Source organism: Actinomadura sp. KC06 (assembly GCF_004348735.1).
GTDB lineage: Bacteria > Actinomycetota > Actinomycetes > Streptosporangiales > Streptosporangiaceae > Spirillospora.
The window spans coordinates 34,394-52,665 of sequence record NZ_SMKT01000001.1; the positions used below are offsets into that span (position 1 = coordinate 34,394).

The 18,272-nt window shown below is 73.4% G+C and carries 23 protein-coding genes and 1 riboswitch; of the genes, 15 read left to right on the plus strand and 8 right to left on the minus strand.

Annotated features, from left to right (window positions below):
* The 8 genes from zwf to E1287_RS00195 all read left to right on the plus strand — a co-directional run bounded on the left by zwf (position 1) and on the right by E1287_RS00195 (position 7,441).
* Positions 1-1,539, plus strand: coding sequence for a glucose-6-phosphate dehydrogenase (gene zwf, locus E1287_RS00160; protein ID WP_207933934.1), 1,539 nt, complete (start codon positions 1-3; stop codon positions 1,537-1,539).
* The gene (locus E1287_RS00165; protein ID WP_131962222.1) at positions 1,539-2,570 is read left to right on the plus strand and encodes a glucose-6-phosphate dehydrogenase assembly protein OpcA; all 1,032 of its coding nucleotides are present in this window, start codon (positions 1,539-1,541) and stop codon (positions 2,568-2,570) included. The genes zwf and E1287_RS00165 overlap by 1 nt, the downstream gene beginning before the upstream one ends.
* Positions 2,567-3,346: a 6-phosphogluconolactonase gene (gene pgl / locus E1287_RS00170; RefSeq protein WP_131962224.1), complete on the plus strand. Its 780-nt coding sequence runs from the start codon at positions 2,567-2,569 to the stop codon at positions 3,344-3,346. Before E1287_RS00165 ends, pgl begins: the two co-directional genes overlap by 4 nt.
* A gap of 99 nt (positions 3,347-3,445) precedes the next feature.
* Positions 3,446-4,657 carry an Ig-like domain-containing protein gene (locus tag E1287_RS00175; protein WP_243718425.1) on the plus strand — a complete coding sequence of 404 codons (1,212 nt, stop codon included), beginning with the start codon at positions 3,446-3,448 and terminating at the stop codon, positions 4,655-4,657.
* 43 nt (positions 4,658-4,700) lie between these two features.
* Positions 4,701-5,033, plus strand: coding sequence for a cupin domain-containing protein (locus E1287_RS00180; protein ID WP_131962226.1), 333 nt, complete (start codon positions 4,701-4,703; stop codon positions 5,031-5,033).
* A 94-nt stretch (positions 5,034-5,127) separates the two neighbouring features.
* A complete protein-coding gene (locus E1287_RS00185) occupies positions 5,128-6,279 on the plus strand; it encodes a histidine kinase (RefSeq protein ID WP_131962228.1) in 1,152 nt (383 codons plus the stop codon).
* A gap of 41 nt (positions 6,280-6,320) precedes the next feature.
* Positions 6,321-6,749, plus strand: a complete 429-nt coding sequence (locus tag E1287_RS00190) for a pyridoxamine 5'-phosphate oxidase family protein (RefSeq protein WP_131962230.1) — start codon at positions 6,321-6,323, stop codon at positions 6,747-6,749.
* A gap of 26 nt (positions 6,750-6,775) precedes the next feature.
* Complete coding sequence (locus E1287_RS00195; RefSeq protein WP_131962232.1) at positions 6,776-7,441, plus strand: response regulator transcription factor; 666 nt, start codon at positions 6,776-6,778, stop codon at positions 7,439-7,441.
* Here E1287_RS00195 and E1287_RS43430 read toward each other — a convergent pair.
* The gene (locus tag E1287_RS43430) at positions 7,438-8,181 is read right to left on the minus strand and encodes an MFS transporter (protein ID WP_131962234.1); all 744 of its coding nucleotides are present in this window, start codon (positions 8,179-8,181) and stop codon (positions 7,438-7,440) included. The two genes, E1287_RS00195 and E1287_RS43430, sit on opposite strands and share 4 nt — an antisense overlap.
* Positions 8,178-8,366: a hypothetical protein gene (locus tag E1287_RS00205; protein ID WP_131962236.1), complete on the minus strand. Its 189-nt coding sequence runs from the start codon at positions 8,364-8,366 to the stop codon at positions 8,178-8,180. Before E1287_RS00205 ends, E1287_RS43430 begins: the two co-directional genes overlap by 4 nt.
* A gap of 94 nt (positions 8,367-8,460) precedes the next feature.
* On the opposite strand from E1287_RS00205, the gene E1287_RS00210 reads away from it, so the two are divergent.
* From E1287_RS00210 to E1287_RS00220, 3 genes are all read left to right on the plus strand, one after another.
* Positions 8,461-8,916 (plus strand): MarR family transcriptional regulator, encoded by a 456-nt coding sequence (locus E1287_RS00210; protein WP_131962238.1) that lies wholly within the window; start codon positions 8,461-8,463, stop codon positions 8,914-8,916.
* 59 nt (positions 8,917-8,975) lie between these two features.
* Complete coding sequence (locus E1287_RS00215; protein ID WP_131962240.1) at positions 8,976-9,977, plus strand: sigma-70 family RNA polymerase sigma factor; 1,002 nt, start codon at positions 8,976-8,978, stop codon at positions 9,975-9,977.
* A gap of 76 nt (positions 9,978-10,053) precedes the next feature.
* Entirely contained in the window at positions 10,054-10,632 is a 579-nt protein-coding gene (locus tag E1287_RS00220; protein ID WP_131962242.1) for a dihydrofolate reductase family protein, read from the plus strand.
* Positions 10,633-10,674: 42 nt separating this feature from the next.
* Here E1287_RS00220 and E1287_RS00225 read toward each other — a convergent pair whose 3' ends face one another.
* A complete protein-coding gene (locus E1287_RS00225; RefSeq protein ID WP_131962521.1) occupies positions 10,675-11,046 on the minus strand; it encodes a VOC family protein in 372 nt (123 codons plus the stop codon).
* Positions 11,047-11,151: 105 nt separating this feature from the next.
* Here E1287_RS00225 and E1287_RS00230 point away from each other — a divergent pair, with 105 nt between their 5' ends.
* The 3 genes from E1287_RS00230 to E1287_RS00240 are packed head-to-tail and all read left to right on the plus strand — an operon-like array spanning position 11,152 to position 13,633.
* Positions 11,152-11,946 carry an SDR family oxidoreductase gene (locus E1287_RS00230; protein WP_131962244.1) on the plus strand — a complete coding sequence of 265 codons (795 nt, stop codon included), beginning with the start codon at positions 11,152-11,154 and terminating at the stop codon, positions 11,944-11,946.
* Positions 11,947-11,983: 37 nt separating this feature from the next.
* Positions 11,984-12,823 carry a class I SAM-dependent methyltransferase gene (locus E1287_RS00235; protein ID WP_131962246.1) on the plus strand — a complete coding sequence of 280 codons (840 nt, stop codon included), beginning with the start codon at positions 11,984-11,986 and terminating at the stop codon, positions 12,821-12,823.
* Positions 12,824-12,865: 42 nt separating this feature from the next.
* On the plus strand, positions 12,866-13,633 hold the full coding sequence (locus E1287_RS00240; RefSeq protein WP_131962248.1) for an amino acid racemase: 768 nt from the start codon (positions 12,866-12,868) through the stop codon (positions 13,631-13,633).
* Between the two features lie 10 nt (positions 13,634-13,643).
* On the opposite strand, the gene E1287_RS00245 is transcribed toward E1287_RS00240, so the two are convergent.
* The gene (locus E1287_RS00245) at positions 13,644-14,246 is read right to left on the minus strand and encodes a GNAT family protein (protein ID WP_131962250.1); all 603 of its coding nucleotides are present in this window, start codon (positions 14,244-14,246) and stop codon (positions 13,644-13,646) included.
* Positions 14,239-14,970 (minus strand): carboxymuconolactone decarboxylase family protein, encoded by a 732-nt coding sequence (locus E1287_RS00250; RefSeq protein ID WP_131962252.1) that lies wholly within the window; start codon positions 14,968-14,970, stop codon positions 14,239-14,241. The genes E1287_RS00245 and E1287_RS00250 overlap by 8 nt, the downstream gene beginning before the upstream one ends.
* Positions 14,971-15,100: 130 nt before the next feature.
* Here E1287_RS00250 and E1287_RS00255 point away from each other — a divergent pair, with 130 nt between their 5' ends.
* Positions 15,101-15,883 carry a class I SAM-dependent methyltransferase gene (locus E1287_RS00255; protein ID WP_131962254.1) on the plus strand — a complete coding sequence of 261 codons (783 nt, stop codon included), beginning with the start codon at positions 15,101-15,103 and terminating at the stop codon, positions 15,881-15,883.
* 4 nt (positions 15,884-15,887) lie between these two features.
* Here E1287_RS00255 and glyA read toward each other — a convergent pair whose 3' ends face one another.
* From glyA to secG, 3 genes are all read right to left on the minus strand, one after another.
* Positions 15,888-17,159, minus strand: coding sequence for a serine hydroxymethyltransferase (glyA, locus tag E1287_RS00260; protein ID WP_131962256.1), 1,272 nt, complete (start codon positions 17,157-17,159; stop codon positions 15,888-15,890).
* Positions 17,160-17,213: 54 nt separating this feature from the next.
* Positions 17,214-17,300: riboswitch (ZMP/ZTP riboswitch) on the minus strand.
* Between the two features lie 151 nt (positions 17,301-17,451).
* A complete protein-coding gene (locus tag E1287_RS00265) occupies positions 17,452-17,823 on the minus strand; it encodes an RNA polymerase-binding protein RbpA (RefSeq protein WP_131962259.1) in 372 nt (123 codons plus the stop codon).
* Between the two features lie 82 nt (positions 17,824-17,905).
* Positions 17,906-18,142 (minus strand): preprotein translocase subunit SecG, encoded by a 237-nt coding sequence (gene secG, locus E1287_RS00270; protein ID WP_131962261.1) that lies wholly within the window; start codon positions 18,140-18,142, stop codon positions 17,906-17,908.
* Between the last annotated feature and the right edge of the window lie 130 nt (positions 18,143-18,272).

Consider the following 18,272-nt stretch of genomic DNA (forward strand, 5'->3'; position numbering starts at 1 on the left):
GTGACCGACCCACTGATCAGCCCGGCCAACCCGCTCCGCGACCCGCGGGACAAGCGCCTCCCGCGCGTGGCCGGGCCGTGCGTGCTGGTGCTGTTCGGCGTCACCGGCGACCTGTCGCGCAAGAAGCTGCTCCCGGCCATCTACGACCTGGCGAACCGGGGGCTGCTGCCGCCGGGGTTCTCCCTCGTCGGCTTCGCCCGCCGCGACTGGGAGCACGAGGACTTCCGCCAGATCGCCCATGAGTCCATCAAGGCGCACGCCCGCACCCCGTTCCGCGAGGACGTGTGGACGCACCTGTCCGAGGGCATGCACTTCGTCCCCGGCACGTTCGACGACCCGGGCGCGTTCGACGCGCTGTCGATGGCCGTCAAGGAGCTGGACGACACCCGCGGCACGGGCGGCAACTACGCGTTCTACCTGTCGATCCCGCCGAAGTTCTTCCCGAAGGTCGTCGAGCAGCTGCGGCGCAGCGGCCTCGCCGACCGCGAGGAGGGGTCGTGGCGGCGGGTCGTGATCGAGAAGCCGTTCGGGCGCGACCTGAAGACCGCCGTCGAGCTGAACGACACCGTCCACCGCGTCTTCCCCGAGGAGTCGATCTTCCGGATCGACCACTACCTCGGCAAGGAGACCGTGCAGAACATCCTGGCGCTGCGGTTCGCCAACACGATGTTCGAGCCGATCTGGAACCGCTCGTTCGTCGACCACGTGCAGATCACGATGGCCGAGGACATCGGCATCGGCGGCCGGGCCGGGTACTACGACGGGATCGGCGCGGCCCGCGACGTCATCCAGAACCACCTGCTGCAGCTGCTGGCGCTGACGGCGATGGAGGAGCCGACGTCGTTCAGCGCGGAGGCCGTCCGGGCGGAGAAGGCCAAGATCCTTTCGTCGGTGCGGGTGCCGGGCGATCTGGAGGCGTCCACGGCGCGGGGGCAGTACGCGGCGGGCTGGCAGGGCGGCGTGAACGTCCGCGGCTACCTGGAGGAGGACGGCATCCCCGCCGACACCCGCACCGAGACCTACGCCGCCGTGAAGCTGGAGATCGACAACCGGCGCTGGGCGGGCGTCCCGTTCTACCTGCGCACCGGCAAGCGGCTCAGCCGCCGGGTGACGGAGGTGGCGATGGTGTTCCAGCAGGCGCCGCACCTGCCGTTCTCGGAGACCGACACCGAGGAGCTCGGGCAGAACGCCCTGGTCATGCGGGTGCAGCCGGACGAGGGCATCACGGTCAGGTTCGGCTCGAAGGTGCCGGGCACCTCGATGGAGATCCGCGACGTCAACATGGACTTCGCCTACGGCGAGTCGTTCACCGAGACCTCGCCTGAGGCGTACGAGCGGCTGCTGCTGGACGTGCTGATCGGCGACCCGCCGCTGTTCCCGCGCCAGGAGGAGGTCGAGCTGTCCTGGCGGATCCTGGACCCGATCGAGGAGTTCTGGGCGAGCCGGGGCGGCCTCGACCAGTACAAGTCCGGCGGCTACGGGCCCGACAGCGCCGACGAGCTGATGGCGCGCGACGGCCGCACCTGGAGGAGGCTCTGATGAACATCGACCTCACGGGCACCACCACCCGGCAGATCCAGGACGCGCTGACGCAGTCCCGGCACCTGATGGGCGGCCCCGCCGTCGGCATGGTCCTCACCTTGATCATCGTGACGGACGAGTCGGCGCAGTACGACGCGGTGCGCGCGGCGACGGAGGCGGCGCGCGAGCATCCGTGCCGGGTGCTGACCGTCATCTCCCGCGACCCGCGCGGCAGTTCGTCCCGGCTGGACGCCGAGATTCGCATGGGCGAGACCGGGCCCGGCGAGACGGTGCTGCTGCGCATGTACGGGCCGCTGGCCGAGCACGCCGACTCGGTCGTCGTCCCGCTGTTGATGCCCGACACCCCGGTGGTGACGTGGTGGCCGGGCGGCAAGGTGCCGAAGGTGCCGGCCAAGGACCCGCTCGGCCGGCTGGCGCAGCGGCGCGTGACGGACTCCTACGCGGCCCGCGACCGGCTCGGCACCCTGGCGCAGCTCGCGTCCGGGTACCGTCCGGGCGACACCGACTTCACCTGGACGCGGCTGACGAACTGGCGGTCGCTGCTGGCCGCCGCGCTCGACCAGGACCACGACGAGATCGTGTCCGGCGAGGTCACGGCGGAGCCGGACAGCCCGAGCGCGGAGCTGCTGGCGGCGTGGCTGTCGATCCGGCTCGGCGTCCCGATGGACCGGGCGGTGTCGGAGGGCCCGGGCATCACCGGCGTCCGGCTGGCGACGACCGGCGGCGACATCGTGATCCACCGCCCGGACGGGCGGGTCGCGACGCTGTGCCGTCCCGGCCAGCCCGACCGGCAGGTGTCGCTGATGCGCCGCCCGATGTCGGATCTGCTGGCCGAGGAGCTGCGCAGGCTCGACCCCGACGAGGTGTACCGGGACGCCGCGGCCCGGTTCGCCAAGGACCTCGCGGGCGGGACGACGAAGGAGGGCACCGCGAGCGAGCCGCTGTCGGCGACGGCGGAGGCGGCGCGGACCGGGCCCGCGATCGAGCAGGCGGCCGAGCAGGGCCGCGACCACGCGGAGGACGCGTGATCCCCCTGTCGGTCCTGCTGCACCGCGACCAGGACGTCCTCGCCGAGGCGGCGGCGGCCAGGCTGGTGACGCGGATCGTGGACGCGCAGGCGGCCCGCGGCACGGCGTCGATCGTGCTGACCGGCGGCGGCGTCGGCACGGCGGTGCTCGCCGCGCTGGCCGCGACCGGCGCCCGCGACGCGGTCGACTGGGGCCGCGTGGACGTGTGGTGGGGCGACGAGCGCTTCCTGCCCGCCGGTGACCCGGAGCGCAACGAGACCGGGGCCCGCGCGGCGCTGCTCGACCACGTCCCGGTCGATCCGGCCCGGGTGCATCCGATGCCGGCGGCGGACGGCCCGGACGGCGACGACCCCGACGCCGCCGCCGAGCGCTACGCCGCCGAGCTGCGGTCCGCCGCCCGTCCAGAAGACCTCGGGCCGGTGCCGGCGTTCGACGTGCTGATGCTCGGCGTGGGCCCGGACGCGCATGTGGCGTCGCTGTTCCCCGAGATGCCCGCGCTGCGCGACGAGCGCCCGGTGACGGCGGTGCGGAACGCGCCGAAGCCGCCGCCGACGCGGATCTCGCTGACGTTCCCGTCGCTGCAGGCAGCGACGGAGGTGTGGCTGCTGGCCGCGGGCGAGTCGAAGGCGGAGGCCGTCCGGCTCGGGCTGACGGAGCCGTCGCCCGTGCGGGCGCCGGTCGCCGGGGCGCGGGGCCGGCAGGGGACGCTGTTCCTTCTGGACAGGGCCGCCGCCGCGCGGCTCCCGCACGGCGCGGAGGGTCTGGCGTCCCCTTGACCCTGACCAGGCCGTGACCAGGCGGAATCCGACCATTCTCCGCGCTTTCGCATGGCTTGCGTAAAACCGTGCATACCCTGACAAAGGGACGCGTCAAGCGTGAGGAGTGCTCTGGTGCTGAAGGGCCGGACCGGAACGGCGATCGCGGCGATCATGGGGGCGGCGGCCATCGCCGCCGCGGGCTGCTCGTCCGGGGGCGACGGCGGCGGGAGCGGCGGCAAGGCCGAGGACGCGGTGAAGCTCGCCATCACGCCCGCGACCGGCGCCCAGCAGGTCGCACCCGACAAGCCCGTCACGGTCACCGCGGACAAGGGCAAGCTGACCAGCGTCACCCTCACCTACGGCACGAAGAACGCCAAGGCCGAAGGGACGCTCGCCCCGGACGGCTCGTCGTGGAAGTCGTCGTGGACGCTGCGTCCGTCCACCACGTACACGGTGACCGCGAAGGGGGCGGGCGACGGCGGCAAGGAGGCCACGGCGACGTCCACGTTCACGACGCTGACGCCGCAGAATAAGCTGGAGAGCGGCATGTCGCCGCTGGACGGCGAGACGGTCGGCGTCGGCATGCCGGTGCAGCTGCTGCTGTCCAGGCCGGTGAGCACGAAGGCCGGGAAGGCCGCCGTGGAGAAGGCCCTTGAGGTCAAGGCGTCCAAGCCGGTGGAGGGCGCCTGGCACTGGGTCAGCGACAAGGAGGTCGACTTCCGGCCCCGCGAGTACTGGCCGTCCGGGCAGAAGGTGAAGGTCGTCGCGCACCTGGCGGGCCTGAAGGCCGGCGAGGGCATGTACGGCATGAAGGACCGCAGCGTCTCCTTCACCGTCGGCCCCAAGCACGTGACCACCATCGACGCCAAGCAGCACCGCGCCACGGTCACCGACGGCGGCAGGACGGCGCGGACGATGAAGGTCAGCATGGGCAAGCCCGGCCACGAGAGCTACAGCGGCACGATGATCGTGCAGGAGAAGGCGGGCCGCATGGTCATGGACTCCGCGACCACCGGCAACCCCGGCGAGTACCGGATCCCGACCAAGTGGAACGTCCGCCTGACCTACAGCGGGACGTTCGTGCACTCGGCGCCGTGGTCGACCGACTCCCAGGGCAACGACAACGTCAGCCACGGCTGCGTGAACGCCTCCCCCTCGGACGCCAAGTGGTTCTACGAGTTCTCCCAGCGCGGCGACATCGTCAAGGTGACCGGCACCTCGCGGCAGCTCCAGTTCGGCAACGGGCCCACGCCGTGGGCGAAGTCGTGGCAGGACTGGCTGGCGGGCAGCGCGTCCGGCAAACCCGTCACCGCCGGGCCGCTCCAGTGACCCGCCGCGCATCCGCTCCGTGACGCGGGGCACACTGGGTGCCATGCAGAAGCTCTCGCTGGACGCACAGGTACGGGACCACTTGAAGCGCGCCGCGGGCGCCTCCACGGGGCGCAGCGCCGAGACCGTCTTCGGCGGTCATGAGCGCGTCCTGCGGCAGACGCTGATCGCCTTGACGGCGGGCACCGTGCTGGCGGAGCACGAGAACCCGGGCGAGTCGACGGTCATGGTCCTGCACGGCCGGGTGCGGATGCTGAGCGGCGAGCACTCCTGGGACGGCATCCCCGGCGACCTCCTCATCGTCCCAGACGCGCGGCACAGCCTGGAGGCCCTGGAGGACGCCGCCGTCCTCCTCACCGTCGCCAAACTCGGCTGACCCGCGGCCCCCGCCGCCCGGCGATACCAAAGTCGATGGAGGGCCCGACCTGCGGCCACTGCCGGGGTCGCCCGCGGCGGTTAGCGTGGTGGGCGTGATTCTCCGCAGGTCCGCGCGCGAGTGGAGCCGCGACGCCCTCGTCGCGTCGGCCGCCCTGATGATCGGCCTGCTGGTGCTGGCGGGGTCCCGCGAGTCCTCTCCGGTGCAGCCCGACATGGCCGACGATGTCCGCGAGGCCGTGCTCGGGAGCGCCGGCATCCTGGTGCTGGTGCTGTTCCGGCGCCGGTGGCCGGTCGCGGTGGCGCTGTTCCTCACCTTCTTCGAGGTCACCAACTCCGTCTCGTGGGGCGCCACGGCGATGAGCCTGTTCACCCTCGCCGTCCACCGCCGCTGGCAGCCGGCCGTGGCCCTCGCCGCCCTGAACTCGGCGTTCGTCACGACGGTGTTCCAGCTGACGGAGGGGATGACGAGCCAGCGGGAGCGCTGGGAGGCGGCCATCGTGTTCGTCCTCGGCTACGCGGTGCTGGTCGCCGTGGGGATGCTCGTCCGGTCGCGGCGGCAGCTGATCGAGTCGCTGCACGAGCGGGCCCGGTCCGCGGAGTCGGAGCAGCGGCTGCGGATCGAGGAGGCGCGGCTGCTGGAGCGCGAGCGGATCGCGCGCGAGATGCACGACGTGCTCGCGCACCGCATCTCGCTGCTGGCCGTGCACGCGGGGGCGCTGGAGTTCCGCCCGGACACGCCCGCCGCGCAGCGCGAGGCCGCCGGGATCATCCGGCAGAGCGCCTACGAGGCGATGGAGGACCTGCGCGAGGTGATCGGCGTGCTGCGGACCGACTCGCCCGGCGCCGATCCGGAGCGGCCGCAGCCGACGCTCGCGGACGTGTCCGGGCTCGTCCTGGAGTCGCGGCGCGCCGGGGGCAGCGTCACGCTGGACGAGAACGTCCCCGACCCGGGCCGCGTCCCGTCCCGCGTCGGGCGGCACGCGTACCGGATCGTCCAGGAGGGGCTGACGAACGCCCGCAAGCACGCGCCGGGCGCCGCCGTCCGGGTCACCCTCGACGCCGGGGAGGACCTGGACATCGAGGTCGTCAACACCGTCCCGCCCGGTCCGCCCGCGCTCGCCATCCCCGGCTCCGGCGCGGGCCTCGTCGGCCTCGCCGAACGGGTCGCGCTGCTCGGCGGGACCCTGGAGCACGGCCGCACCCGCGACGGCCGCTTCCGCCTGCACGCCCGCCTCCCCCTGTAGATCGCGAATGCCGCGCGGCGAGCCGGGGAAGGGTCACATCCATGGCAGCGAACTCCTCTGACCGGCCCGTTCTCGAAGAGCTCGACCGCGCCGAGTGCCTCCGGCTCATCGCCGGCGGCACGGTCGGCCGCGTCGCGTTCGACGACGGCGAGGGGCCCGCGGTCGTCCCCGTGAACTACACCCTCGACGGCGAGGCGGTGGTCTTCCGCACATCGGTCGGCGGACGCCTGAGCCGCAGCCTGATGACCGTCGTGGCGGGCGGGGAGGTCCGGGCGGCGTTCGAGGTCGACCGGTTCGACGAGGAGAGCCGCGAGGGGTGGAGCGTCCTGCTGCGCGGCGGCGCGCACCCGCTGTCGGACGCGGAGATCGAGCGGGCCGCGCTGGTCGAGCCGTGGCCCGCCGGGGAGCGCGACGCCTGGTTCCGGCTGGCGGCGCGGGACGTCAGCGGACGGCGCGTGCACCGGCGGTGAGGCGCCGCGGGCCATAGGGTGGCGGGATGGACTCCCCACCCATCCGCGTCCTGATCGTGGACGACGACGCGCTCGTCCGGGCCGGCCTGTCGATGATGCTGTCGAACGACGCCGGGCTCGACGTGGTGGGGGACGTCGCCGACGGCGCCGAGGTCGTCGCCGCCGTCAACCAGCACCGGCCCGACGTCGTCCTGATGGACATCCGGATGCCGCGGCTGGACGGGCTCGCCGCGACCGAGCTGCTGCGCGCCCGCCGCGACCCGCCGGAGATCATCATCCTGACGACGTTCGACACCGACGACCACATCATGCGCGCGATGCGGGCGGGCGCGAGCGGGTTCCTGCTGAAGCACACCCCGCCGCCGGAGATCGTCCGGGCGATCCGGCAGGTCGCGGCCGGTGAGCCGATGATGTCGCCCGCGGTGCTGCGCAAGATGATGTCCTATGTCGCCGACTCCGGCGCCGACCCGCGCCAGGCCCGCGCCCGGGAACTGCTGGCCCGGCTGAGCGACGGCGAGCGGGCCGTCGCCGCCCTCGTCGGACGGGGCCGGACCAACAGCGAGATCGGCGCGGAGCTGTCGCTCAGCGTCGCGACCGTGAAGGCGTACGTGTCGCGGCTGCTGACGAAGCTGGAGCTGAACAACCGGGTGCAGATCGCGCTCCTCGTCCACGACGCCGCGCTCGACGACTAGTCCCCCGGCCCCGGTCCGCCGCGCGGCGCCAGCGGGACGTTCGGCAGCAGCAGCGCCGCCGCGAGCCCCGCCGCGAGGACGGGGAGCCCCATCAGGAACACGTCGGAGAAGGCGGCCGCGAACGCCTCGGCGACGCCGTCCCGCACCGGCGGGGGCAGCGCGTCCAGCACCTCGGGACGGACGGCGTCGCGGAAGGCGGGGACGCTCCCGTCCGGGACGCGCCGCCCGACCTCCTCGGCGAACCGGCTCGACACGATCGCGCCGGACACCGCCATCCCGGCCGCGGTGCCGAGCATCCTCGCCGCGAAGACCCCGGAGCTCGCCGCGCCCAGGTCGCGGCGCGGCGCGGCGTTCTGCGCGATCAGCACGACGACCTGCTGGGACAGGCCCGCGCCGAACCCGAGGACCGCCATGTAGCACCCGGCGGTGAGCAGGCCGGTGCCGGTGTCCATGGTCGCCAGCAGCGCGACGCCCAGCGCGCTGAGCGCCATGCTCGCGGCGGGCAGGCGGTGGTATCGGCCGGTCCGCGCGATGCGCCGTCCGGCGCCCATGGACGCCACGAGCAGGCCGATCATCATGGGCAGGAGCAGCAGGCCCGACTCCGTCGCCCCCGCTCCCCCGACGACCTGGAAGAACATCGGCAGGTAGATCGCCAGCCCGAACCCGGTCGCGCCGCCCACGGCCGCGACGGCGCAGGCCACGGCGAACGACCGGTCGCGGAACAGCTGCGGCGGGATCACGGGTTCGGCGGCCGCCCGCTCGGCGAGGACGGGGTGTCGACCGCGTACCAGGCCATCCGGCCGAGCCCGCCGAGGTCTCCGACGATCGCGGGAAGCGCGGTGCCGAGGACCGTCGCGTCCAGCGAGGACATGAGCCCGGCGAGCATCAGCCCGCCGAACGCGAGCAGCCGGTCCCGGCGTCCCATCAGCGCAACCATATGCACCTCACATTAATATGCTCTAGACATTTAAATGCTAGACACATACATATGAGCTGCGCAACCTAGCTAGACTGGCCGCATGAGCGAGGAGGCACTGGACGCCGTCGAGCGGAGCATGGTCAAGCTGCGGCGCGCCATGTCGCGGCAGCGGCTGGGCCGGGCCGCGATCCGGGAGCACAACCTGCCCGTGGACGTCCAGGTCCTGCACGTCGTGGACGTGATCGACGAGGGCCCCGACGACGCCGGCCAGGAGATGAGCGTCGGCCTGGTCGCCGCCCGCCTCGGCGTCGACGCCTCGCGCGGCAGCCGCATCGTCGCGGAGGCCGTCAAGTCCGGCTACGTCCGGCGCGTCGCGTCCCAGGAGGACGGCCGCCGCATCCACCTGGAGCTGACCGCCGAGGGCCGCGCGGTCGTGGACGCCACCCGCCGCACCCGCCAGGAGCATTTCGCGAAGGCCATGAGCGACTGGACGGACGCCGAACGCGCCGAGTTCGCCCGCCTCCTCGCCCGCTTCGTCCACACCTACGACGACTGACGCCCGCGCGCACCGCCGCCGCTCCCGCCGTGCGTCCTGCCACCGGCTAGGCTCCGCGTGTGGACGAGGCCGAACTCCTGACCAGGGCACGCGCCGGCGACGCGGCTGCGTTCGACGCCCTGGTCGACCGCTACCGGGGCGAGCTGAAGGCGCACTGCTACCGCATGCTCGGCTCCCTGCAGGACGCCGAGGACGGGCTCCAGGAGTCGCTGCTCGCCGCCTGGCGCGGCCTGCCCGGGTTCCAGGGACGCAGCTCGCTGCGCACCTGGCTCTACCGGATCAGCACCAACGCCTGCCTGCGGCTCGCCTCGAAGCGTCCGCGGCGCGTCCTCACCCCCGACCACGGGCCGCCGCGCGGCGACGTCCACGACCTCGGTGAGCCGGTCCAGGGCCCGGTCTTCCTGGAGCCGTGGCCGGACGACGTCGCCGCCGACGAGCCCGACCCGGCGGCGTCGTTCGCCCGCCGCGAGAACGTGGAGCTGGCGTTCGTCGCCGCGCTGCAGCACCTGCCCGCGACGCAGCGCGCGGTGCTGATCCTGCGCGAGGTGCTGGAGTTCTCCGCCGCCGAGGTGGCCTCGTTCCTCGACCTCACGCCGGCCGCCGTGAACAGCGCTCTGCAGCGGGCACGGAAGGCCGTCCAGGAACGGGTGCCCGGCGCGAGCCAGCAGACCGAGCTGTCGGCGCTCGGCGCGGACGGGCGGCGCGAGCTGATCGACGCCTTCGTCACCGCCTGGGAGCGGGCCGACGTGGACGCCCTCGTCGCGCTGCTCGCCGACGACGTCCGGTTCACGATGCCGCCGCTGCCCGCCTGGTTCGACGGCCGCGACGACGTCGCCCGCTTCTTCGCCGAACGGGTCTTCGAGACGCCCTGGCGGCTCGTGCCGATCACGGTGAACGGGCAGCCCGGGTTCGCCTGCTACCAGCAGGGCCCGGGCGGCCGCTTCCGGACCGGCGCGATCAACGTCCTCAGCCTCCGCGACGGCCGGATCACCCGGATCTCCGCCTTCCTCGACCCCGCGCTGTACCCGCTGTTCGGCCTCCCGGAAGAATTCCCGTCCTGACCGATGAATCCGCGGCACGCCGCGTCTCTCCCCCTGTGAAACGCCTGAATCACGCCTGGATCACGAGGAGAAACCGATGCGCAAGCTGATCGTCGCCAACATCGTCTCGCTGGACGGCTACTACGAGGGCCCAGGCAACGACGTCATGGCCCTTCCCTTCGCCGACGCCTTCAGCGACTACAACGCCGAACGCCTCCGCGCCGCCGACACGGTCCTGCTGGGACGCAGGAGCTACGAGGGCTTCAAGAGCTACTGGCCGTCCATCGCGGACGACACGTCCCAGGCACCCGTCGAGCGCGAGATCTCCCGGCTCATGGGCGCCGTCGACAAGGTCGTGATCTCCGACACGCTCACCCAGGACCGGACGGCGCCGTGGCACAACACCGAGATCGTCGGGCGCGCCGGCGCCCACGCCCGCGTCGCCGAGCTCAAGGACGCCCCCGGCAAGGAGATCCTGATGTTCGGCAGCCGCACGCTGTGGAACGATCTGCTGGCCGCCGGCCTGGTCGACGAGCTGCACCTCATGATCGGCCCGGCCCTCCTCGGCGCCGGGACCCCGGTGTTCGGGGGCGGCTCGCCCGTCCCGCTCCGGCTCCTGGAGTCCCGCACGCTGCCCGGCGGCCACCTCGTCCTCACCCGCCACGCCCCGGCCTGACGCCGGGCCGGGCGGACGCCCGACGCCGGGCCGGGCGGACGGTCAGCCGAGGCGGCGCCTCAGCAGGCAGAACTCGTTGCCCTCGGGATCGGCGAGGACGATCCAGCTCTCCTCGCCGGTCTGCCCGACGTCGGCGTGCCGCGCGCCCGCCGCGAGCAGGCGTTCCAGCTCGGCGTCCTGGTCGCGGTCGGTGGGGTTGACGTCGATGTGCAGCGGCAGCTTGCCGGTCTTCGGGTCCTCGCTGCGGGAGAGGACCAGCGTCGGCTGCAGGCCGCCGAAGCCTTCCCGGGGGCCGATCTCCACGTCGCCGTCCTCCCGGTGCAGCACGACGAATCCCAGCACCTCGCACCAGAACTCCGCCAGCGCCTCCGGGTCGTGGCAGTCGAGCACGAGCTCACTGATCCGGCACGCCACCGCAGGCACCCCGCTCCGTCACTCAAGATCGAACGTACGGCTTGCAGGCTAACACCGGCGCCGGCGATGAGGAATCGTCGGTGGCCCCGCCTAGGGTCGGGACTCATGGATCTTGAACTCGGAGGACGGAAGGCGCTGGTCACGGCGAGCAGCGGCGGCATCGGCGCGGCGGTGGCCGTGCGGCTGGCCGCCGAGGGGTGCGCGGTGCTGGTGCACGGCCGGGACGCGGAGCGCGCGGAGGCGGTCGCCGCACAGGTGCGGTCGGCGGGCGGCGCGGCGCAGGTCGTGCTCGGCGACCTCACCGACGACGCCGCGGCGGCGGAGGTCGCCGGACGGGCCGCGGCGTGGGGCGCGGACGTGCTGGTCAACAACGCCGGGCCGGTCGCCGAGCACGACTGGGACGACGCCGGGCCCGAGACCTGGCTGGAGGCGATGAGCGGCAACGTCCTGTCGGCCGTCCGTGTGATCCGGGCCGTGCTGCCGGGCATGCGCGAGCGCGGCTGGGGCCGGGTCGTCAACCTGGGAAGCCGGGCGGCGACCACTCCCCTGCCCAACCTGGTCGAGTACTCGGCGGCCAAGGCGGCGGTCGTCAACATGACCACGAGCCTGGCGCGGCATCTCGCCGGGACCGGCATCACCGCCAACACCGTCAGCCCCGGTGTGATCGTCACCGCGGGGATGCGCAAGCTGTTCGAGGACGGCGCCGCCCGGCGCGGCCGCCCGCAGGAGTGGGCCGAGCTGGAGCCGCAGGTGACGGCCGAGTACGCGCCCAACCCGACCGGCCGCCTCGGCACCGCCGACGACATCGCCGCCACGGTGGCGTTCCTGGCCAGCCCGCTCGCCGGCTACATCAACGGGATCGACCTCCGCGTCGACGGCGGCCTCGTCCCCGTCCCCTGACATGGACGAGTGGGCAAGCGCCCACTAACGTGAGCGCATGCCTACCGAACCTCTGGAGCAGCCGCGCGAGAACGAGCCCCACCGGCACCGGCAGATGGCCGAGTCGTTCGGCACGGACGCCGAACGCTACGACCGCGTCCGCCCCCGCTACCCCGCCGAGCTGATCGGACGGATCGTCGCCACCGCCCCCGGCCCGGCCGTCCTCGACGTCGGCTGCGGCACCGGGATCGCGGCCCGGCAGCTCCAGGCCGCGGGCGCCGAGGTGCTCGGGGTGGAGCCCGACGCGCGGATGGCCGGTCTGGCGCGGCGCCTCGGGGTCGAGGCCGACGTCGCGACGTTCGAGGACTGGGACCCGGCCGGCCGGGAGTTCGACGCGGTCGTCGCGGGTCAGTCCTGGCACTGGATCGATCCGGCCGCGGGGGCGGCCAAGGCGGCGCGGGTGCTGCGTCCCGGCGGCCTGCTGGCGGCGTTCTGGAACGCGCAGCAGCTTCCGTCCGAGATCGCGGAGGCCCTCGCCGCGGTCTGCCGCCGGGTGATCCCCGACTCGCCGATCGACTTCGGCGCGTTCACGAGGTCCGCCGCCGACCTCTACGCCCCCGGGCTGGACAAGGCCGCCGACGGGATGCGCCGGACGGGCGCGTTCGGCGAGCCGGAGCGGTGGCGGTTCGGCTGGGAGCAGCCCTGCGCGCGGGACGAGTGGCTCGATCAGCTGCCCACCTTCGGCGCCTTCACACGGCTCCCGCCGGAGAGCCTCGCCGAGGTGCGGGACGGTGTGGCGCCCGCCATCGACCGGCTGGGCGGCGGCTTCACCCTGGCCTACACCACCCTGGCGATCACCGCGGTCCGGCAGGGGCCGGCCGGCCGGCCTGAACGATGATGGACGCGTGACCACGCACTACCGCATCGAACAGGACAGAGCATGAAGCATCTCGGCATCCTCGCCCACAGCATGGAAGGCGCCGCGCTGTGCCTCCGCGCCTTCTGCCAGGAGGGTTTCCGGGAACTGGGACCCGACGACCACCCGGACGTGACGCTCGACCTCATCGCGCTGGCGCGGAGCATGCCCGCGTGGGACGCCGGAGACCACGACCCGATCCGGGCGACGCTGGCCGAGAGCGTCCGGCGGCTCGCGGCGGCGGGCGCCGACTTCTTCGTCTGCCCGGACAACACCGCGCACATGGCGCTCGAACGTCCCGGCGCCGACCTGCCGCTGCCCGGCCTGCACATCGCCCAGGTGGTCGCCGACCAGGCCGCCCGGGACGGCCGCGCCCGCGTCGGCGTCCTCGGCACCCGCTACACCATGGACGGTCCGCTCTACCCTCGTGAGCTGGCCGCGCGCGGCATCGCCGCCGAGGTCCCGGACGCCGCCGACCGGGAGACCGTGCACAGGATCATCTTCGAGGAGCTGGTCAACGGCGTCTTCACCGATGATTCGCGGCGCGAGTACGTCCGCGTCATCGACCGGCTCGCCGAACGCGGCTGCGACGCCGTGGCGCTGGTGTGCACCGAGATCCCGCTGCTGGTCACGCCTGGCGCGTCGCCGCTGCCGACGCTCGACTCCACCCGCCTGCTCGCGCGCGCCGCGTTCGAGACGGCCATCGGCCGACGCCCCTTCCCGGCATGGCGCGGCGGCCCGTCCGGCGCTTCGCCCTCCGACGAGGACGTTCAGGGCCTCGTCCAGAAGTGAGCGCCCGGACCTAGGGGACGGCGTCGACGATCCGGCGGGACCCGATCCAGCGGGAGCGTTCGGCGGCGTAGTAGGCGGCGCCGTCGGGCCCGGCGGGGCCGTCCGGACGGCGGCGCATCCCGAGCTGCAGCGCGATCTCCGCCGACGCCGGGTTCGCCGTGTCGATCTCGGCGGTGACCCGGTGCACGCCGACCACCCCGAACGCGTAGTCGAGCACCGCGCGGGACGCCTCGGCGGCCAGGCCCTGCCCCCACCGGTCCGGTTCCAGGCTGTAGAGGATCTCCACGTCCACGCCGTGGCCGAGCGGGCCGTCGTGGTGGCTGAGCCCGGCCACGCCGATCAGCGGCTCGCCCGCCGCGGGCGGCCGGGCGTCGACGCCGTCGATCCCGCCTGACCAGCGGGCGGGGCGCAGCGCCCACAGCCCGTAGCCCTCGGTGGCGAAGTCCCGCTCGCTGGAGTCGATGATCTCCGACACCTGGACGGCGGAGATCAGCCGGTCGTGGAACAGGTGCCGCCGGACGAGCGGGCCCGTCCAGTGCGTCAGCAGCGCGCCGTGGTCCCTCATGGACACCGGGTGCAGGACGAGCCGCACCGTGCGCAGCACCTCACTCATGCCCGTCCTCCCCGGACGGGCCGCCGGCGGCGGGCCATTCGGGCGCGGGCTCGCCGTCCGGGACGCCGACCCGGAACACGCGCAGCTGCAGCGCCAGCGCCCGGTAGTACCCGACGAGCGTGACCAGCTCCACGACGGCGGCGCGGCCGAGCGACGTCGCCGCCTCGGTGAACACGGCGTCGCCGAGGTCGCCCTCGGCGACGAGCTGCCGGGTCGCCTCGTACACGACGCGTTCGCGTACGTCCGCGAGCATCGGGGCGCGGCCCTCGCGGAGCGCGTCCATCTCGCCGTCGGCGAGCCCGGCGCGGCGGCCGATCCGCTCGTGCGCGTACCACTCGAAGTCGGACCGCAGGTGCGCGGCGACGACCAGCGTCGCGATCTCCCGCTCCCGCTTGGTGAACGCGGTGCGGAACCGCAGCGCGGCGCCGAGGTCCTGCAGCGGCAGCCCGACGGACGGGCTGTAGAGCATCGCGTTGAAGGGGCCGAGGAGGCGTCCGGACGCGTCGGCCAGGCCGAACACCGGTTCGGCGGCCGGGGGATCCGGGGGGTCGTCCTCCGCGGCGGGACTTGCGCCGCCGGTGCCGCGCGGGCCGCCGGTCACCGCCTCGTAGACGGCCAGCTGCTCGTCGCTGAGCGAGCCGGGGAGCAGCAGCGGGAGCCGGGTCGTGGACGGACCGCGCGCTGGTCGGTCGTTGACGTGCTCACCGCTCACGGGGTCGATCACTTACCGCACGCTAGGCGGTCGGCCCTGGCCGCTCAAGTCCCGTCCGGAATGTGAAACCTCTGCCGCACGATGACATGGCCGTCGCGTGACACCGGCCGGGACCCGCCGTCCGGCCTGGCAGGATGGCCGGGTGAGCGGCATCTACGACGATCCGTGGGCGTACGAGCTGGCGTGCTCGTTCCGCGACGTGCCCGCCGAGGTGGACGCGCTGCTCGGCTGGTGCGCCGAGCACGACGCGAAGCCCGCGTCGGTGCTGGAGCTGGCGGCCGGGCCCGCCGAGCACGCCCGGGAGTTCGCCCGCCGCGGCCTCGCCGCCGCCGCGCTCGACCTGAACGCGGAGATGTGCGCCTACGCGGCCCGCGAGGCGGCGCGCGACGGTGTCGAGGTGGCGGTCGTCCAGGACGACATGACCCGGTTCGACCTCGGCCGCCGGTTCGACCTGATCGTGACGATGCTGGACTCGACGTCCCACCTGATGACGCTGGACGCGCTGGTCGCGCACCTGCGCCGGGTCGCCGCGCACCTGTCCCCCGGCGGCCTGTACATCGTGGAGATGTCGCATCCGCGCGACCGCCTCGGCGACGACCCGAGCGTCAGCACGGGCTGGACGGTCGAGCGCGGCGGCGTCCACGGCAGCGTGCGTTGGGGCGAGCCCGGCGACCGGCTCGACCCCGTCACCCAGATCGCCGACGACCACGTCACGATGACGATCACCGGGGACGGCGGCACGCGGGTGCTGCGCGGCGTCGTCCCGTACCGGTTCTGGACGGCCACCGAACTCGACGCCGCGATCCGCCTCGCGGGCGGCCTGGACGTGCTGGCTCAGCACGGCGACTTCGGGGCCGGTCAGGACGCGGTGGCCCTCACCGACCCCGCCGCCTGGCGCATGATCACCATCATGCGCGGGGCGTGACCGGCTACGGCGCGGACGTCCAGCCGGGCATCGGGTAGTCCGCGAGCAGCTCGCGGACCTGCCCCGCGACCCGCTCGACGGTGCTCTCGTCCTGCTTGGACGCGGCCTGCACGACCTCGTCCATCCAGGCCGCGACCCGCGGCATGTGCTCCTCGCCGAGACCGCGGGTGGTGACCGCGGCGGTGCCGACGCGCAGCCCGGACGGGTCGAACGGCTTGCGCGTGTCGAACGGGACCGCGTTGTAGTTCAGCTCGATCCCGGCGCGGTCGAGGGCCTGCGCCGCGGGCTTGCCCCCGATGCCCTTGCTGGTCAGGTCGATCAGGATGAGGTGGTTGTCGGTGCCGCCGGAGATCAGGTCGTAGCCGCGGTCCAGCAGCGCGGCGGCGAGGGCCTTGGCGTTCGCGACGACCTGCCGCGCGTACGTCGCGAACCCGGGCTGCGACGCCTCCTTCAGCGCGACGGCGATCGCGGCGGTGGTGTGGTTGTGCGGCCCGCCCTGCAGACCCGGGAACACGGCCTTGTCGACCGCCTTCGCATGCTCGGCCGTCGACATCACCATCGCGCCGCGCGGGCCGCGGAGCGTCTTGTGCGTGGTCGTGGAGATCACGTCGGCGTGCCCGACCGGGGACGGGTGCGCGCCGCCCGCGATCAGCCCCGCGATGTGCGCGATGTCGGCGGCGAGGACCGCGCCGGCCTCGCGGGCGATCTCGGCGAACACGGGGAAGTCGATCGTCCGCGGGATCGCGGTGCCGCCGCACCAGATGAGCTTCGGCCGCTCCTTCAGCGCTAGGTCGCGGACCTGGTCCATGTCGACGCGCCCGGTGTCGGCGCGCACCTCGTACCGGACGGGCCGGAACCACTTGCCGGTCGCCGACACCGACCAGCCGTGCGTGAGGTGCCCGCCCATCGGCAGCGACAGGCCCATCACCGGGTCGCCGGGCTCCAGGAACGCCATGTAGACGGCGAGGTTCGCGGGCGACCCCGAGTACGGCTGGACGTTGGCGTGCTCGACGCCGAACAGCTCCTTCGCCCGGTCGATCGCGAGCGTCTCGATCGGGTCGACGAGCTGCTGGCCCTCGTAGTACCGCTTGCCCGCGTACCCCTCGGAGTACTTGTTGGTCAGGACGCTCCCGGCCGCCTCCAGGACGGCGGGCGACACGTAGTTCTCCGAGGCGATGAGCCGCAGCTTCTCGAACTGGCGGCGCGCCTCGTCCTCCACCATCCCGGCGATCTCGGGGTCCTGGTCGTGCAGATGGGGAACGGCCGGTTCGTGCATGGGATGCCTCCGCGCTGTCCGCGCCGGGGTTTCGGGCACCCCGGCGGATGGGGACCCGTACACCCAGGCGCGCGGTGTGCGGACTGCTTTCGCTCCCCGGTGGTCATCTCCACCTTGACTGCGCCAGTCGCGTGCTCGCCATCCTACCGGCGCGGGCCCGCCCGCTCGCGGCGATCGCCGGTATCGCCGGTCGGCTCCAGCGCCGCTCCAGGGCCGTTCCAGGGCCGTCCGGAAAGCGCAAAGCCCGGCCCCTGCGCGGGGCCGGGCCGTGCGGTGGTCGGTGCGCGGGCCGTCAGCGGCTCGCGGACTCCAGGGCCTTCTTCACGGCGGCGCGCTTCTGCCGGAGCTTCGCCAGCGCCTCCTCGAGGATGGCCTCGCCGTCCTCGTCACTGCGGCGCTCCTTCACGTACGCCAGGTGCGTCTTGTACGGCTCGGTCTTCGGCGGCGCCGGCGGGTTCTCCGAGTCCTGCCCGGCGGGGAACCCGCAGCGCGGGCAGTCCCAGGTCTCGGGGACCGCGACGTCCGTCGCGAAACTGGGGCGGGTCTCGTGCCGGTTGGCGCAGTAGAAGGTCACCCACACGCGGGGGGCGGCGTCGCCGCGTTCCGCCTCTCCCATCGGACCGGCCCCGACACGGCTGCCCCGAATCGCGTTGCCACTACCCACGGAGTACTCCTCGCTTGGTCTTCCGGCGCCGCCCGTGACCTCCTGGGGCGGCGCGGCGCTCGCATTGGTCGGAACGGGTGGTTCAGGCGTCGCCCTTGAACAGGAGCCCGAGGGCGACGATCGAGGCGAACCAGAGGACGCCGACGGCGACCGTCAGCCTGTCGAGGTTGCGCTCCACCACGGACGACCCGCCCAGGGACGACGAGATGCCGCCGCCGAACATGTCGGACAGTCCGCCGCCCTTGCCCTTGTGCATCAGGACGAGGACGACCATCAGCAGGCTCGTGACGATGAGCACGATGGACGATGCGATGATCACGATTCTTCAGCGCCTTGTCTGTAGTTCAGGACGGTCTGTAGTTCAGACGGTGCGTCAGGCCGGGCGGTTTACCCGTCAGCTACGAAGGGTACGACGAACAACCCGCTGGTTCGGCAAGAACCCCCAGTTG

Excerpts from the sequence above, each read along its gene's own strand:
- E1287_RS00165 (WP_131962222.1), top strand. The coding sequence starts at position 1,539 with ATGAACATCGACCTCACGGGCACCACCACCCGGCAGATCCAGGACGCG.
- E1287_RS00180 (WP_131962226.1), top strand. The coding sequence starts at position 4,701 with ATGCAGAAGCTCTCGCTGGACGCACAGGTACGGGACCACTTGAAGCGC.
- E1287_RS00190 (WP_131962230.1), top strand. The coding sequence starts at position 6,321 with ATGGCAGCGAACTCCTCTGACCGGCCCGTTCTCGAAGAGCTCGACCGC.
- E1287_RS00195 (WP_131962232.1), top strand. The coding sequence starts at position 6,776 with ATGGACTCCCCACCCATCCGCGTCCTGATCGTGGACGACGACGCGCTC.
- E1287_RS00205 (WP_131962236.1), bottom strand. The coding sequence starts at position 8,366 with ATGGGACGCCGGGACCGGCTGCTCGCGTTCGGCGGGCTGATGCTCGCC.
- E1287_RS00210 (WP_131962238.1), top strand. The coding sequence starts at position 8,461 with ATGAGCGAGGAGGCACTGGACGCCGTCGAGCGGAGCATGGTCAAGCTG.
- E1287_RS00220 (WP_131962242.1), top strand. The coding sequence starts at position 10,054 with ATGCGCAAGCTGATCGTCGCCAACATCGTCTCGCTGGACGGCTACTAC.
- E1287_RS00230 (WP_131962244.1), top strand. The coding sequence starts at position 11,152 with ATGGATCTTGAACTCGGAGGACGGAAGGCGCTGGTCACGGCGAGCAGC.
- E1287_RS00235 (WP_131962246.1), top strand. The coding sequence starts at position 11,984 with ATGCCTACCGAACCTCTGGAGCAGCCGCGCGAGAACGAGCCCCACCGG.
- E1287_RS00240 (WP_131962248.1), top strand. The coding sequence starts at position 12,866 with ATGAAGCATCTCGGCATCCTCGCCCACAGCATGGAAGGCGCCGCGCTG.
- E1287_RS00245 (WP_131962250.1), bottom strand. The coding sequence starts at position 14,246 with ATGAGTGAGGTGCTGCGCACGGTGCGGCTCGTCCTGCACCCGGTGTCC.
- glyA (WP_131962256.1), bottom strand. The coding sequence starts at position 17,159 with ATGCACGAACCGGCCGTTCCCCATCTGCACGACCAGGACCCCGAGATC.